The organism is Thioalkalivibrio sp. AKL19 (assembly GCF_000420165.1).
In the GTDB taxonomy this organism is placed as follows: Bacteria; Pseudomonadota; Gammaproteobacteria; order Ectothiorhodospirales; family Ectothiorhodospiraceae; genus Thioalkalivibrio.
Window position 1 is genome coordinate 137,935 of the sequence record NZ_ATUK01000010.1, and the last position, 16,622, is coordinate 154,556.

Below are 16,622 nucleotides of genomic sequence, written 5' to 3' on the forward strand. Positions count from 1 at the left end.
ACTTCCATGAGGGACTTCCCGCCATGATACACAGGGCATCCAATCGCCCGTGCCGGGCCCTACTTGCCGTAGCGCTCGGCTTGTCCGATGGTGATCGTCCATGAATGCCAGCCGTCCCGATTCGAACCGGCGCCGCCGGCGCCTCGGCGCCTTCCTGATCCTGGTGGGCGTGCCGCTGCTCGCCCTGGCCATCTGGGTCGGCTGGGCCGAGCAGAACCCGGAACAGGAGCGCGAGCTGCGCGTCGAAGTCCAGGACCGCCTGCACGAATGGTTCCCCGAGACCATGGAGCTGCCCGACGATCTGCGAGGCTTCCAGCCGCGTTCGGACCGGTTCGATGACGAGCGCCCGCCCGACGTCCTGCTGCTGCACGGACTGGACGAGCCCGGCGATATCTGGGACGCCCTTGCGCCCGCGCTGGACGACGCCGGAATCAATGGCTGGGAATTCCGCTATCCCAACGACCAGGCCATCGACCACAGTGCGGACCTGCTGGCGGAACACTGGGCGCAGCTCGAGGGCGACGACCCGCTGATCCTGATTGGCCACAGCATGGGGGGTCTGGTGATCCGCGATTTCGTGACGCGCTACCGGCATCCGGAGGATGCGACTCCGCGTGTCGGGGGGCGACCCGTCGCCGGCGTGATCCTGGTGGCCACCCCCAATCATGGCTCCGAGTGGGCCCGGCTGCGGGTCTGGCTGGAGGTACGCGAGTGGCTGGCCGACATCCAGCAGCAGCGCTTCTCGCTGTTTGCCGGCCTGCGCGACGGCACCGGCGCGGCCAAGATCGACCTGCGCCCGGGCAGCCACTTCCTGGCCGAACTCAACGCACGCCCCTGGCCGGACGACATACCGGTCCGCATCATCGGCGGAAAACTGCCCGAACCCACGCCCGCCATGCGCGAGAGTCTCGCCGCGCTGGACGAACAGATCGACCTCGAGGCGGTGGCCGGGCGCATCAGCGAATGGTGGGAGCAGACCGACGACGAACTGGGCGACGGCGTGGTGCCGGTCGAATCCCTGCACCTGGACGGTCATCCGGACCCGCTGATACTCGAGGCCTCGCATCGTGGGCTGCTGGTACCCGGCCCGCTGACGGACGAGCCCCCGGCCATCGACGCGATCCTGGAGATCCTCGACCACTGGCACCACGGCCCCGACACGTGAGACCCGCCACCAAGCGACCACGCCGGCCGCACGCCGCGCCACCCTGCGGGCGGTCACCCGGTGTCCGTGCGGAACCTGGGTCCGCATCGCGGTTCTCAAGGGAATGGACATCCCGCTGCTCGTCATTGGCGCGTTGCTCGTCGCCAGCCTGACCGCGTTCTTCTCCGGCGTACTGCCCTATCCCATTGGCTGGATCATCCTGGGTATCGCCTTTATCGCCCGCCTGCTGTATCTGCGCGGGCGCTGAGCGAGCCGTCGTCCCCCGGATGCGGACTTGTTGTATCGTCGAGACTCCGCGCCAGCCCGGGAGTGTCCCTGCATGACCACCACCCGACTCATCGGCATCTACACCGGCCGCGTAACCGCGGACTACGCCAGGGGCCGTGCCAGCGCCATCGACAAGCAGCCGCTGGAAGGCCCGGTCGGGCTGGGCCCCCTCGGCCTGGCCGGTGACGAACAGGCGGACCCGGAAAACCACGGCGGCGCGGAGCGCGCCCTGCTCCACTACAGCCTCGATCGGTACGCCGGGTGGCAGGAGCAGTACCCGGACCGCGCCACCCGCTTCGTGCCCCCCGGCTTCGGCGAAAACCTGGCCAGCCACGGCATGGACGAACACAGCGTGCACATCGGCGACATCTATCGCATCGGTACCGCCCGGGTGCAGGTCAGCCAGCCCCGCACCCCGTGCTGGAAACTCGACGCCCGCTTCGACATCACGGGCCTCGCGCGCGAGGTCCAGGAAACCGGGCGTTGCGGCTGGTTCTACCGCGTGCTGGAACCCGGCAACCTCACGGCGGGCGACACGATCGAACGGCTCGAACGCCTGCCGGAAAGCCTCAGCATCGCCGCCGCAATGACCGCGGTCTATCGACAGCCGAGCCGCCAGCACCTGCAGCTACTCGCCGATTGCGAAACCCTGGCCCCCAACTGGCGCGAGAAGGCCCGGAGAAAGCTGCGCCGCGCACCTGATGCCAGCAGCCAGCAGCGCCTCGCCGGTGAGCCCGCCAAACGCTAATCCGCCCCCTGCCAAACGGGAGAACACGCGTCCCGCCCGCGCACGCCGTTGCGGAAAATCGTGCTTCGGCGGCGACGTAGGTCTCGTTCCGACCTTTCAAGCACCGCGACCATCCGCTCGAGCGATGTGACGCCTACGGTCGGAAGAAGCCCCAACCGCTTGTAGCGGCAAAACCCTCGGGCGCCTTGGCCCCGTGCTCCGCCCAGCGCGAATGAAGCCGGGCGCCCGGCACAAGCAATTCGACCCCTCCGTAACAGCTGCAAGCACCCCTTCACCTTCCGCAATCCCGCGCCTGCGCGCTTGCCGATCATCACCCGCCATTCCATCCGCGCAGAGCACCCGCTCCAGCTTCACGCGGGACTCGGGCCGCTCCGGCACCGAAACCGCGAAATGACATTCGACACGTGCAAGGCATGCGCCTGCAGGATGCTTGCCGGCAACAGGCCGGCCAACAAGCCCCCCATCGCGGGTCTGAAGAATTCCTTCAACCCGGGTTGCCGAGGTTGCTGTCTGCCGTTGTGCTGCCCCCGGGACAGCCCCCGCGCCTGAGCTGGCGCCACCGATAGGCTCGGTTTAGAGTACCCATGCCCGGAACAGGGGTGTAACGGGCGAACCACTAAAACAAAACCAATAACGAACGTTGAAAACTCATCAAAGGAGACTCAAATGAAACATTCGGAATCCCCGGCCAGGGACCGCCGGGCTCCCGCCAGGCCGCGACCCCGGCATCTGGCCGCACTTGCCTGTGCCGCGCTTGTCGGACTCGGATGGAGCGTGTCCGCGGGGGCTTTCGAGCCCGAGGCCAAGGTCGTCTACCACGTGGACTATGGCGATCCCCAGCGGCTTTCCTCGATGCTTACCAGCATCAACAACATGATGACGCACTACCAGAACGAGTTCATGGATGTGGACGTGCGGGTCGTGTTCATGTCGGATGGCATCCGCTTTGCCACCGACGACAACCTCGAGGAAACCCCATTCGAGGTGGATGCCGAATTTCAGGAGGAGCGCGACGAACTGCGCACACGACTATCCGGCCTGCACCAGACGCATGGGGTCAAGTACGAGCTGTGTGACATCACCCGGACCCGTGTCCGGCTGGATGCAAGTGACGTCCACGGCAACGTGGATCTCGTGCCATCCGGTGTAGTTCGGCTCGCCGAACTACAAAATGACAAGGGCTTTGCCTACATCAAGATCGATTGACGCAGGGCAACGCCCATCAACTCGCCGGGCCTCGGAAGAGACCCGGCGATTTTCCCGGTCACCAGGCTTTCACGTCCCGTTTTCCGATGGCCCGAGCAGGCGGGACAGGGATTGCCCTCATGTCCGTCCGCACTGGAATTCCATCATCGGCGTCGGACCCCCTCCCGCCTGATCAGCCCGTTGCCCTCACTCGCATCCACCCTCGCGCGCCTGCGCTCCCTTGCCGGGCGACCACTTTATGCCGGTGGAGAACGACCGAGACCATCGTCGCGAACTCATCCTTCCCCGGGGCGCGAGGAATCACCGGTAAACCCGGTTGGCCATCCGGGATACACCATCCGCATCAGGGCGTAGCCCATTCGGCCGCCCGATGGGCGCGTACCGGCCCGACCAATGATTCCGGACGCGCCAGGCCGTAGCCCTGCCCGTGAGTAACGCCAACCTCCGCGAGGCGCGCCCGGATGGCATCATTTTCCACGTGTTCCGCGATCGTGGTCAGCCCCAGGATCTGTCCCACTTCGTGAATGGCACGCACCATTGCGAGGTCGACCGGATCGGTGTTGATGTCCCGAACAAAGTCACCGTCGATCTTCAGATAATCCACCGGCAGATGCTTGAGGTAGGAAAACGAGGACAGGCCGCTGCCGAAATCGTCCAGCGCGAAGTGGCAACCCGTTCGCCGCATCTCGGTCATCAGCCGGGCGGTTCGCTGCAGGTGCCGGACCGCAGCGGTCTCGGTGATCTCGAAGCACAAGCGGTCACCGGGGAGGCCGGACTGCGCCACCGACTCCTGCAGAAACACCAGGAAGGCATCGTTATTCAGTGACGAACCCGAGAGGTTGATCCCCATTACCGGAAGGTCACCACATCCGACAGCCTGGAGTTGCTGCATGTACGCCAGCGTACGGGACACCACCCAGCGGTCGACCTGCCCCATCAGGTCATAGCGTTCGGCCGCCGGGATGAAGGTATCCGGCCGGACCAGCTGGCCATCGCTGTCACGCAGGCGCAGCAGGACTTCGAAATAGGCATCCGTGTCATCCGCCAGCTTGCGAACTGGTTGTGCCCAGAGTTCGAAACGATCCTGCTCGATCGCGTCCGGAATGCTGCTGACCCAGTGCAGTTCGCCCACCCGGTCACGCAAGTCCTCGTCCTCCGCCCGGAACACGCGCACCTGGTTGCGCCCCGTGTCCTTGACCACATAGCAAGCCGCATCCGCCTGCTGCAGGATCAACCGGGTCGACTCGCTCGCCCCGCTGACTTCGACCAGCCCCAGACTGGCGGACACGGAGAAGGTCGACTCGTCCCAGTAGAAACGGAAGCTGGCCAGTTCGCGGCCGATCTCCTCGGCCAGGGTTCGTCCGTCCTCGATGTCCCGGTCAACCATCAGGATCCCGAATTCATCCCCTCCGAGGCGCGCGACGATATCGCGTTCGTGCAACAGATGAAGCAAGAGCGCCGAAACCTGACGCAGGAGCTCGTCGCCTGCGGTGTGCCCACGGGTGTCATTGATAATCTTGAACTGGTCGAGGTCGAGATAGCACAGGGTGTGCCGGGTGTCGTGCGTGCGCGCGGAACGTAGCTGGTCCTCGAGACACGCCTCGAAGGCCGGCCGGTTCAGCAACCCTGTCAGGGCATCGTGTGTGGCCTGATAGTCGAGTCGGCGCATCACCTCGCGCAGATCGCTGATGTCACGCATCACGAGAACGCTCGCCTGGCTGTCGGCGGCGCGATTCAGGATCGGGGTAAAGGAAAGCTGCACCGGGCGGGTCTGGTCGTTCGCGGTGTGCAGGCGCATATGGGCAGGGTGGCCTGCTTCCGCGAGCACCTGACCACTGGATCCGAGCCGCGCGGACATCGAGTCCCCGCCGCTCTCGTCTTCCAGACATACCACCTCGTCGAGGGGCCGTTTCGCCAGTTGTGCCGCGGGCTCGCCCAGCAACAGGCTGGCCACCGGGTTGGCGTAGTCGATACGCCCATGGTCGTCGGTGGTAATCACCGCGTCGCCAATCGACTCCAGCGTGGTCTGGGCCCGCTCCTTCTCGCGCCGGTTCTGTTCCCGTTCAGTGGCGATGATCTCCCGCTGGTGCATGTGGGTCAGGGTCATGCTCAGCCAGTCGGCACTGAGCTGAAGGAACCGCCGTTCCAGCGCGTCCGGTGGCTTGCGTCTCGCATCGTCGCGATAGAGCACCAACAAGCCACGCTGGTTGTCGGGAAGCGGAAGTTCGACCGTCTCGAGGCAAGCCGGAAGCGAATCCAGGCCCCTGGAGCGCAGTTCCTCGCAGGTACCGGACCGGCCTTCCTCAAGGGACAATGCCGCAAGCTCCCGCAGCGCACGTTCGGACAACGGCGAGGCGCGGTGCGGCGGGTAGTGCCGGAGTCGTCTTGCCTCCATCCCGGCCGGGTCCAGTTCATAGAGGGCCACCCCATCCATCCGCAGCTGCTCGGCAACCACCCGCAGCAAATGCCGAATGGCCTCCTCGTGGTCACTCCTGGCCTGGGTCGCTTCGACAAAGGTATTCAGGAGATCGGTCTGCGACCGAAGCAGGTGCATGCGCGCCAGCATGAACCCGAAAAGGATCCCGACAACGGAAGGGATCGCCAGCAAGCGCGGCTCGAAACGATCGGCCCCATAGACAAACAGGATCTGAACCACCGCCAGCAGAGTGACGATCGCGACCGAAATGCCGATGAACCGCGCATAGGCCGGCCAGGTGTTCCGTAACCGGAGTTGTGCCCGCATCCCCCCCTCCCCTTGCGTGTCGATGCGTCGTCTGGCATCAACGGGGCCTTCCGCCAATAGCGGTGGAAATGCCCCCCGATCATTGTGACTATAACGGGTGCCTGATCGGGCCGAAAGAATACGACCCGCGGAAAGGCAACAGCCCTTCGGCTTCGGTACTCCGGAAAAGGCTTTCTGCACGTGGCGGTGCGGCCAAGATCGACCTGCCGCCGATTGCTAGATACTGGCCCCCAACTGGCGGGAGAAGAACCGGAGAACGCTGCGCGGCACCCCCGATGCCAGCAACCAGCAGCGCCTCACCAGTGAACCGCCGTCCGAATAACGCGTGCCACGCACTGGCCCACGATGGCTCCCACCATCAGCCCATGGCGAGGTTCACCAGGGGGAACAGTCCGAACCAGAGCACATAGCCCAGGGATGCCGCCATCAGCCCGTCGATCCGGCCCCGGGGACCTTCTCGGTGCAGCGCACGCCACAGAAGCCAGACCAGCCAGGCGGCATACGGGACCACCACATACCCGATCCCGGCATAGGCCCCCTGCGCCCATCCCAGCGCATCGAACAACGCGCCGCTGATGGCCGCCAGGATGGTGAACGACAACGCCACCCAAAGCGCACCGTCGTTCCCCAGCCGCACGGCCAGGGTGCCCTTGCCCACCGCGGCGTCCGCCTCGCGATCGGGAATGCCGGATAGCGTGATCGACGGCACAATCGCCAGGAACAGCGGCAGGCTCAGCAGCCAGGGCAAGGACGCGGTCCAGTCGCCCGCCAGGAACACATAGCCACACAGCAGCACGCCCAGGCTGTGCGTCAGCGCGACATCGAGCTCGCCCAGCCCCCGATAGCTAAGCTTCAGCGGCGCCGCCGTGTAGCCGATCGCCAGGATCGCGAGGACGGCCATCACCAGCAGGATCGGCCCCGAATCTCCGGGTGCGATCGCCAGCAACGCCACGAACGCGAGGGCGAAGCCCACCAGCGCGACGGCAATCCCCACGCCCAGCTCGCGCGCGGACAACAGCCCCTCCACCAGCACACGCGACCCACCGGTAAAGGGACCATAGAACCGGTTTTGCCGGTCCGAGCCAAAGTCCACGCGTTCGTTCACCAGCACCGTGGCCACTTCCAGAAGAAACAGGCACACGTACCCGAGCCAGAACACCGGATTGCCGAACACCCCACCCGCCGGGGCGGCCACCAGCGCCCCCACCGCGTAGGCCACAAAGGTCATCGGATAGAACTGCAAGCGCAACGCCTGGAGCCAGGCACCGGCCTTGTGCGCGAGCCACTCGCCCGCACTTTCGCGCCCCTTGGCCAGACGCAGCCCTTCCTGGCGTGCGCGCTGCATCCAGGCCTTGCGCTGGGCCTCGTCGCTATGGCGCACCGAGCCGAACATCAACGAGCGCACCGGCCGGACGCCACAAAACCCCAGCGTGGCGCGCGCCATCGCATTGGCACCTGGCTGGCGATACACCAGCCGGTGGATCAGCGGCGGCGTATCCATGGTCGTGATCAATTGCGCCGAACGGCCCTGCAGCAACCCTTCGTACCCGGTACCACCCTCGCAGGAACGAAAGGCGAATTCCGGCGTCATGATTCGGTCCAGAAAGCCCTTGAGCAGCGCCGGCATGGTGCCCCACCAGGTGGGATAGACAAACACCAGATGATCGGCCCATTCGACGAGGCCGCGCGCCGCCTCCAGGTCCTTTTCGAGCGGCTGCTGATTGGGCGAAGGGGTGTGGACGTGCGGATCAAACTCCAGGCTCGCCAGATTCAGGGACATCACCTCGGTCCCGGCCGCGCGCGCCCCTTCGTTGTAGGCTTCGGCCAGCGCCCCGCACAGGCTGTCGGTGCGCGGGTGGCCGAGGATGACGAGCACCTTCAAGCGGGGTCACCCCATGCGGTCGTCATACCTTCGTCCCCCAGCCAGCCGCGGTGACAACCACCGACGTGATGGGTACCGCAAGCCAGGCCCTGCCCGCGAATCGGATTCCACCCTGCCGACGACGCGCCCCTGCATGACGAAACCCTCCGAACCGCGTGACTCACCCACACCCACGACCCCGCACCAGCCTCCATCCGCACCGACCCCGCGAGTCGCGGAATTGGCCCACCACAGCCACTCCATCCAGACAATAGCCCGCGCCGGCGAGGCTCGCTACCGACCCGTCATACCCGGAAGCGCCGTTCCGTTAGAAAGCTCGCAAGCTCCAGCCCACCGGAACAGTTCACCTGGCGTGCAAGAAGCGGTCGCGGCGAACTGCGTCTGCGGGTCGCTCAGCGACGCGGGTTACGGATTCCCAGCGCTTCGGTATCCCGTTGCGGCTCGGACCGCCGGCGCAATTCTGCGACGACCATACGGATCGATACGGCAAACAGAACCGTCCCCAGCACCAGCATGCCGTCGACCAGCCAGCCATTCGCCAGAAACGGAAAGATCGGACCATCAGTACCCCCGAGCTTTTCGGCCAGTCCCAACCCCAGCAGGAGCGACGCCGGCGTCTGCACCAGCGCCGCACGGCGGAAGGGGTGCATCCGCACAGTCGGCCGCTGTGCCGCGGCCACCGTGGACTCCTGGACGGCATCCAGCGCGGCCGACGTGGCCGTCTCCGGCGGCGGCGACCCCGGCGCGATGCCCCTCTCAGCAGGACCCTCGCGGCCCCCTGCAGGGTGGCGACAGGCAAACACCCACCACATCAACAGCGGGCTCCCAAGGAACGCGAACAGCACCAGCCCGAAAGCCCCCGCCCCGGATGTCTCGCCACCGTTCAGCGCATGCGCGAGCAATACCGTGGCAAAGGGCAGCACCAAGGTCGCGAAGGCATATAACACCCGCACCCCAAGCGCGGCGCGCCGTCGCGACAACAGCATCACCAATGCGGCCAGTACCGCGAAACTGTATACAACCAGAAGAATCATGAACGCCTCCCTGCGTCACGTGATTGGAACGGTCCGTCGCTGCGGGGCCTGGCGACCCCGCCTGCCGATCCTGCCCTCATGGAAAACCCGTTGCTCGTGACCGCCCCCTGCACCTTGCCGGCCTGACCGCATTCTTCGCTGGCGCACTGTCCTGTCCCACCGGGTCGATCAGCTTGCGCCGTCCTGGCCTGGAAACTCGAGTTCGTAACGCAGCTCCTCCTCTGGCTGCCGGATGAAGTTCCCCTGCACCAGGTCGACCTGGGCCTGCCACAGCAAGGCGAGACCGTCGGCATCCTCCACATAGCTGGCCATGGTATAGGCACCGACCTCCTTGGCCTGCCCCAGGAGGCCGTTGAGTCGTGACGACGGCGCGCCGGAATGATGCAGCCCCACGGTGAGCTCGCGGGCGATCTTGACGTAATCGGGCCGCATTTCGGCAAGCATGCGGCGCGTATCGGCATCGGTACTGGTACCAAAGTGCTCCAGGGCAATGCGGATCTCCATATCCCGGAGCGCATCGCCGAAGGCCGAAAGCTGATCCATGCGGCCCAGCACGTCGCCCTCGCGGAATTCCAGAACCAGGCTGCCCGGCCACACCCGGTGCGCGGCAAGTCGCTTGCCCAGCCAGGGCAAGAAGCTCGCATCACCGAGCGAACCACGAGACACCTTCACGAACAGCCGCGACTGTGGATGGCTCACGGTTCGGGCATCGAGGATGCCAAGGGCATTACTGATAACCCAGCGGTCGAGATGCCGGTCGAGCTCGAGCCGTTCCGCCATCTCGACGAACGGTCCCGGCAACAGGATCTTGCCATTCGGTTCGCGGATTCTCAGCAGCACCTCGTGGCGTTCGATCTGATCGGACCCACTGATATTCGCGATCGGCTGAAACACCGGAAACAGTCGCTTTTCCTTGATGGCATGGGCAATGGTGCGCCGCCAGTGACTGCGCTCTTCGACCTCCAGATCCGGTGTCAGCAGCTCCGGATCCAGTTGCACCCGGTTGCCGCCACTATTACGGGCCTCGGTACACAGCGCGATGGCGCGATCCAGTGCCTTGAGCGGACGGTCCCACATCACCTGGCCGGCCCCGATACTGGCTGCGACGGCGCCCCCCGGCAGACCGGCCACAGCGGCACCGGCAGTCCGCTCGTGGAGGCCCTGCACGAGCTCGACAACCTCCTTCACGTCCTTGCGCTGGGCAATCGCAATCACGCCCGTCTCGCCGTGGCTCACCACCAGATCGCCCGGGGCCATGGCCTCGCGAATCCGGCGCACGAACTGGTTCCGGGCCTGCTGGTAGTCGATCGGGCCGAGACGCTCGAATAATACCCCCGGTTCGTCGAGTGCCCACTGCAGGACCACCGCGGTCCCCTGCGCAGGATCGAGACGGTCGAGATGGCACACTACGAGACGCTCGAACTCCAGGGGATGGGCCGGCGTCGGTGCCCGACCCGGTCCGGCCTGACCGCCCGCGCGCGACCGAACCCGACGGTGCCATGCAGCCCCCGCACGGACCTGGGAGACGATATCCGCATCGGTACTGTCCGGCGGCAGGTAATCGATCATCCCGCAGGCGGGCGCGCCCTCCGGCACCCCCGGGGCATGCTCCATACCCAGTGCCAGGAGGGGTATGTCCAGGGACATGTCGTGGGGAAACAGCAGGCGACCGATCGCATTCGCGGTAATCCCCGGCAAAGGCCCGGCAATCAGGACCGCCTCCGGCCGGTTTTCCGTCACTCGATCGACCACCTCCAGGGGCTCCGTACTGATGGCGACCTCCAGGCCGGCCTGGCGCAGCATGGCCGCCGGTCCCTCGGCAGACCCTGCATCCGCCCCGAGCACGAGCACCCGGTAAGGGGTCAGGAAGTCGTCCTGTACCAACCCGCGAATCGCCCCCACCAGGTCCAGGTCCGTCACGGGCCAGTTCAGCAAGGCATCCGCCCCGGCGTGGAGCACGTGCCACTCGCCCTGTCCGGGTGCTCCATTCACGGGCGCCAGGATGACCAGCGGAACCCCCGGCAGCGACCCGTCACGCAGGCCAACCAGACGCGACAGTTCGGCATCGTCCAGCGTCGCCAGTTCGGCGATCATCACGTCGGGTTGGGCCGACTCGCCCCGTTGCGGCAGGGCGTCCTCATCGGTACACGCAACAACCGAATAACCGTGCATCCCCAACAGCAACGCGGTCCCGCTCTCCGCCGATGCCTCCGCCCCGAACAGACATACCAGAGGCCGCCGGGCCACCGGGGCAATCGCGGCCTCCTCGGCACCGTGCGCGGCAAGCGGAAGTTCGCCCCGCACACTTTCGCGCAGCCGCAGAACCAGAGCTCCGACGGTCTCAAGCTCGGCCGGCTTGGGACGCACCGTGGTGGACGCGTACTGCGCGAGACGCTCGTCAATCCGGCGAGCAGTGGCAAAGGAGTCGTCCATTTCCGTGCCCGTCAGGCCGTTCACCAAAGCGCGCGTTACACCCCGGACATCCATCACGTCCGGTGGCCGGAACCCGCGCTGGCGCACGATGTACCAGCGGTCCCTGAGGTCATCCACCATCTTTGGAAGTTTCCTCAAGAATTCGGTATCAGCGGCGTCTGGCGCGCCCCCGGATGACTGGGTTTCGGAGTTATGCATCATGCGGACCGCGACGAAGGAATTCCACGTCACTATAGACAAGTATCCGCACCTCTGACCTCCTGGACACGGCTCAACCGAACGGATCTTCGTGCGGCACACTGCCAAAGCCCGTTGTCGCCGCCCAATTTGGTTATTCCCGAACCGAGCCCCGGGTTAGGATGACGACTCGCGCATGACGGGAGAGGGACCGTGAACCGCCCCGGTCGGCCGGGCGCGTGCTGCTGGCGTTCGTGCCCTTCGCGGTGATGGCTGTCGCACTGATCGCGTCGAACACCATGATGCCGCTGCGCGAGGTCCTGCCCTTCCCGGAACAGGGGGCGGACCAAGATAACCCGATGATGGCGCTCCCCTTCCTTCTCGTTCGCATCATTTGACCGAGAGCCCTTCGCGTCGATCAGTCCACGTCATCGTCACCTGGAAATTCGAGTTCGTAGCGGAGCTCTTCCTCTGGCTGCCAGATAAAATTTCCCTGAACCAGGTCGATCTGAGCCTGCCACAGCAAGGCGAGACCGTCGGCATCCTCCACATAGCTGGCCATGGTGTAGGCACCGACCTCCTTGGCCTGTCCAAGGAGACTGGTCAGGCGTGACAGGAGATCGTCGGGAGAGTGATGCAGCCCAACCGTCAGTTCACGGGCAATCTTGACGTAATCGGGCCGAAGTTCGGCGAGCATCCGGCGGGTATCGGCATCGGTGCTGGCTCCGAAGTGCTCCAGAGCCACCCGGATCTCCATGTCTCGCAGCGCGGCGCCAAAGTCGGAAAGCTGATCCAGACGACGCAGGATATCGCTCTCGCGGAGTTCCAGAACCAGGCTTCCCGGGCGCACCGGGTGTTCGGCAAGTCTATTGCGCAGCCAGGGCAAAAAGCTCGAGTCGCTCAGCGAGCCGCGGGACACCTTCACGAATAGACGGGACTGGGGGTGACTGGCGGTGCGGGCATTGAGGATGGCAAAGGTATTACTGATCACCCAGCGATCAAGATGACGGTCGAGCTCGAGCCGTTCCGCCATCTCCACGAACTGCCCCGGCAACAGGATCCGCCCATTCGGCTCACGGATTCTCAGCAGCACCTCGTGGCGTTCGATCTGATCCGATCCACTAATGTTCGCGATCGGCTGAAACACCGGAAACAGTCGCTTCTCCTTGATGGCATGGGCAATAGTGTGCCGCCAGTGACTGCGCTCTTCGACGTCCAGGTCCAGCTTCAGCAGCTCCGGATCAAGTTGCACCCGGTTGCCACCACTCTTCTGGGCGTCGTCACAAAGCGCGCTTGCGCGGTCCAGAGCCTTGAGCGGACGTTCCCATGGCACCTGCGCGACACCCATACTGGCCGCAACGGTTTCGCCCGGAAAATCGGACACGCGGGCACCGATGGTCCGCTTGTGCAAACTGCGCGCGAGCTCGACGACCTCCTTGGGATCCTTGCGCTGGGCAACTGCAATCAGGCCCGCCTCGCCATGGCTAACCACCAGATCGCCCGGTCGCATGGCTTCGCGACTCCAGCGCAGGGACTGATTTCGAGTCTTCTGGTAGTCGATCGGACCGAGGCATTCGAGTAGTGCCCCGGCTTCGTCGAACGCCAACTGCAGGACCACCGTGGTCCCCTCCGCAGCGTCGAGACGGTCGAGATGGCACGCCACGAGACGCTCGAACTCCAGGGGATGCGCCAGCGTCGACGACCGACCGCTCGCGGCCTGCCCGTGCGCCCGCGACCGGACTCGGCGATGCCATGCAGCCCGCGCACGAACCCGGCCCACGACGTCCGCGTCGGCAGTGGCTGGCGGCAGGTGCTCGATCACCCCATTGAAGGATGCGCCCTCCGCCGTCCCCGACGCAGCCTCCGCGTCCAGGACCAACAGGGGGATATCCAAAGACATGTCGTGTGGAAACAGCAGGCAGCCGATATCCTCCGCGGTGACCCCCGGCAAAGGGCCGACGACCAGGACGACCTCCGGCTGGATGTCCATCACCTGATCGACGACCTCCAAAGGGGCCGTGCTGGTGGCCACCTCCAGGCCAGCCTGTCGCAGCATAGCCGCCGGCTCCTCGACGGCCTCGACGTCCGCGCCGAGCAGGAGCACCCGGTAGGGGGCAAGAAAGTCGTCCTGTACCAGCCCGCGGATGACGCCCGCCAGATCAAGATCCGACACGGGCGGATTGAGCAAGGCATCGGCTCCCGCACGGAAGACCTGCAGCCAGGCCTGGCCTGGCGCACCAGTAGTGGGCGCCACGATGACTAGCGGGACCCCGGGCAGCGAACCGTCGCGCAGATGGACCAGACGCGACAGTTCGGCGTCATCCATCTCCGCCAGTTCAACCACCATCATGTCAGGGGACATCGCCTCGTTCGGGTTCGTTAGCGCCTCTTCATCCGCACACGCGAGAACCGAAATCCCGTGCATACCCAATAACAAAGCGATCTCGCTCTCGGGCGACACCCCCTCCCCGAATAGACACACCAGGGGACGTTTGGCTGTCAGGGCTGCCGCTAATGCGTCGCCGGCGATGTCCACGGCCACCGGAAGCTCTGCCAGCACATTTTCCCGCAGCCGCAGGACCAGGGCGCCCATGCTGTCCAGCTCAGCCGGGTTGGGAGACACCGTGGTGTCCACATACTGCGCCAGACGTTCATCGATCCGGCGAGCAGTGGCCAAGGACGCCTCCATTGCCGAGCCGGTCAGGCCACTCACCAGAGCCCTTGTTATACCCCGAACCTCCATTACGTCCGGTGGCTGGCAGCCGCGCTGGCGCACGCTATACCAGCGGTCTTTGAGGTCATTGATTGCCTTCGGAAGTTTCGTCAGAAACCCCGTATCAAGGGCATCCGAAGCATCCCCGGATGACTGTCTTTCGGAGTTATGCATCATGCGGACCTAAACGTGGGCGGCTCAGCGTCAATATATAGACAAGTATCCGCAGCCCATGGGGCCGCGCAGCCGCCAGGGTAAACATCAGGTTTCGGCGCGGACCACACCCGTTCGACCCGGGCCCTGAGGAGTCGGCTCGACGAAACGGCGCTTCGCGTGGAATCACGGAACGCCGTGGGGCGTTGTATCGGGCTGATTATTCCGGAGCCGAGCCGCGGGTTAGGATGACGACTCGCGCATGACGGGAGAGGGATCGTGCTGTTCTGGCTCACGCTGGTGCCGTTCGTATTGTTGTTCGTGTGGCTGGTGCCGCTTCGGCGCCCCGCCTTCGAGGCCGCCCCCATCGCCTATCTCGCCACGCTGGTTCTGGCGGTACTGGTGTGGCAAGTCTCCGGCACGGTGCTGGTGGCGAGCCTCCTGGATGCTGCCATCGTCTTCGTGGAGGTCCTGCTGATCATCCTCATGGCACTGCTGGTGCTGAACGTGATGATCGGGACGGGGCACATGAGCGCGATCCAGTCGGTCATCGCCAGCGTCTCGCGCGATCACCGGGTGCTGGCCATGCTGCTGGGCTGGGGGCTGGTAAGCTTCGTCGAGGGCATCGCCGGCTTCGGCACCCCGGCGGTGCTGGCGGCGCCGCTGCTCGTCTATTTCGGCATGCGCCCCCTGAAGGCGGTGGCCATCGCCCTGATCGGCAACAGCACCGCCGTCCCGTTCGGCGCCGCCGGGACCCCCGTGATCATCGGCTTCGCCGGCCTCGGCCTGGATGCGGAGACCACCCGCTCGGCCGTGTTGCAGACGGCCGTCATCCACACCGTCCTCGCACCGTTCATCACGCTGTTCATGGTCTGGGTGGCCACGCTGGGCGAGGAACGGGGGCGCTTCCGCGAGTTCGTGCCGTTCGCCGCGCTATCGGCGCTGGCGTTCGGCATCCCCTACCTGCTGGTCGCCTGGCTGGTGGGTCCGGAGCTGCCGTCGATCCTCGGCGGCGTGGTGGCCATGGCCGTGATCGCCCTGGCGGCGCACCGCGGCTTCCTTCTCCCTGCACACGAGCGCCGGGCCGAGGTCGAGCGCGCCCCGGTCGGGCGCGTGCTACTGGCGTTCGTGCCCTTCGCGGTGATGGCTGTCGCACTGATCGCGTCGCGCACCATCATGCCGCTGCGCGAGACCCTGCAGTCGGTGCGCTGGTCACCCGGCGAGTTCCAGGGCATTGAGCTCGGGCAAGGCCTCGCCCCCCTGTACACGCCGTATTTCTACTTCGGCCTGGCCCTGCTCACCGCGCTGATCCTGTTCCGTGTGAGCCGCACCACCCTCGGGCAGGCGGTGACCGCCACCTGGGGCAAGCTGCGTGTCGCGGCCATCGTACTGGCCTTCATCATCGCCCTCACACAGCTCCTGCTGACCTCCGGCAATAACGCGGCCGGCCTGCCATCGATGCCGCAGGTGCTGGGCCATGGCCTGGCGGAAGCACTGGGTGGCACCTTCGTGATGTTCAGCGCATTCATCGGCGCCCTGGGCTCCTTCATGACCGGGAGCGCGACCGTCTCCAACCTGCTGTTTGCGCAACTCCAGGCAGACACTGCCGATGCCCTGGGCATGGCGCTCCCGACCGTACTCGCCCTGCAACTGATCGGCGCCGGGGTGGGCAACATGATCTCGCTGCACAACATCGCGATGGCCGCAGCGGCTGCCGGCCTGCAGGCACGCGAGGGTCAGGTAATCCGCGAGACCATCATCCCGGTCATCGTCGTCTGTATCGGGGCCGGGTTGCTGGCACTCGCCTGGTAACCGGACGGGTGGAGCGCCCGCTCGACCCGCGATCGGCTGTAGAGAACCCGCTATGCTCGGCGCAAGGTTGAGCAGCCAGTCCTCGATTCGCCAATTTTCCGACAGTCATTGACGCCCCCAACCCGACGCGGCCAGCCTTCCGCCAAATTGTTGACCTATATCAGATTCTCTGGATGTACTTCTTTCTAATATGCGAGTCGCCAGGTTCTGGCGGGCTCATCAATCCCGCCCTCCAGCAGGCGGGGCCCGAATGCCCCGAGACATTTGGTCTTGTTTAAGTGGTTCTTGA

General features: G+C 65.5%; 11 protein-coding genes. 6 read left to right on the forward strand and 5 right to left on the reverse strand.

All coding sequences use genetic code 11. From position 1 onward, the window contains the following. Nucleotides 1–100 precede the first annotated feature (100 nt). The 4 genes from F817_RS0102655 (at nt 101) to F817_RS0102670 (ending at nt 3,386) form a co-directional block, all read left to right on the forward strand. Nucleotides 101–1,165 carry a lecithin--cholesterol acyltransferase gene (locus F817_RS0102655; RefSeq protein ID WP_024326196.1) on the forward strand — a complete coding sequence of 355 codons (1,065 nt, stop codon included), beginning with the start codon at nt 101–103 and terminating at the stop codon, nt 1,163–1,165. A 103-nt stretch (nt 1,166–1,268) separates the two neighbouring features. After that, on the forward strand, nt 1,269–1,412 hold the full coding sequence (locus F817_RS14585; protein ID WP_018175713.1) for a hypothetical protein: 144 nt from the start codon (nt 1,269–1,271) through the stop codon (nt 1,410–1,412). Nucleotides 1,413–1,484: 72 nt separating this feature from the next. Next, nucleotides 1,485–2,180, forward strand: coding sequence for an MOSC domain-containing protein (locus F817_RS0102665; protein WP_024326197.1), 696 nt, complete (start codon nt 1,485–1,487; stop codon nt 2,178–2,180). Between the two features lie 666 nt (nt 2,181–2,846). Continuing rightward, nucleotides 2,847–3,386, forward strand: coding sequence for a DsrE family protein (locus F817_RS0102670; RefSeq protein WP_024326198.1), 540 nt, complete (start codon nt 2,847–2,849; stop codon nt 3,384–3,386). 343 nt (nt 3,387–3,729) lie between these two features. Here F817_RS0102670 and F817_RS0102675 read toward each other — a convergent pair whose 3' ends face one another. From F817_RS0102675 to F817_RS0102690, 4 genes are all read right to left on the reverse strand, one after another. Beyond that, nucleotides 3,730–6,129, reverse strand: a complete 2,400-nt coding sequence (locus tag F817_RS0102675; protein ID WP_024326199.1) for an EAL domain-containing protein — start codon at nt 6,127–6,129, stop codon at nt 3,730–3,732. A gap of 358 nt (nt 6,130–6,487) precedes the next feature. Then, nucleotides 6,488–8,011 carry an NAD(P)H-dependent oxidoreductase gene (locus F817_RS0102680; protein WP_024326200.1) on the reverse strand — a complete coding sequence of 508 codons (1,524 nt, stop codon included), beginning with the start codon at nt 8,009–8,011 and terminating at the stop codon, nt 6,488–6,490. Nucleotides 8,012–8,403: 392 nt separating this feature from the next. Continuing rightward, entirely contained in the window at nt 8,404–9,045 is a 642-nt protein-coding gene (locus F817_RS0102685) for a hypothetical protein (protein ID WP_024326201.1), read from the reverse strand. Between the two features lie 168 nt (nt 9,046–9,213). After that, entirely contained in the window at nt 9,214–11,679 is a 2,466-nt protein-coding gene (locus F817_RS0102690; protein ID WP_024326202.1) for an EAL domain-containing protein, read from the reverse strand. 215 nt (nt 11,680–11,894) lie between these two features. Between F817_RS0102690 and F817_RS14495 the strand changes: the two genes are divergently transcribed. After that, nucleotides 11,895–12,053 (forward strand): hypothetical protein, encoded by a 159-nt coding sequence (locus F817_RS14495; RefSeq protein ID WP_155988430.1) that lies wholly within the window; start codon nt 11,895–11,897, stop codon nt 12,051–12,053. 20 nt (nt 12,054–12,073) lie between these two features. Here F817_RS14495 and F817_RS0102700 read toward each other — a convergent pair whose 3' ends face one another. Beyond that, on the reverse strand, nt 12,074–14,545 hold the full coding sequence (locus F817_RS0102700; protein WP_024326203.1) for an EAL domain-containing protein: 2,472 nt from the start codon (nt 14,543–14,545) through the stop codon (nt 12,074–12,076). 255 nt (nt 14,546–14,800) lie between these two features. Between F817_RS0102700 and F817_RS0102705 the strand changes: the two genes are divergently transcribed. Further along, nucleotides 14,801–16,333, forward strand: a complete 1,533-nt coding sequence (locus tag F817_RS0102705; protein WP_024326204.1) for an L-lactate permease — start codon at nt 14,801–14,803, stop codon at nt 16,331–16,333. The last annotated feature ends 289 nt before the right edge of the window (nt 16,334–16,622 follow it).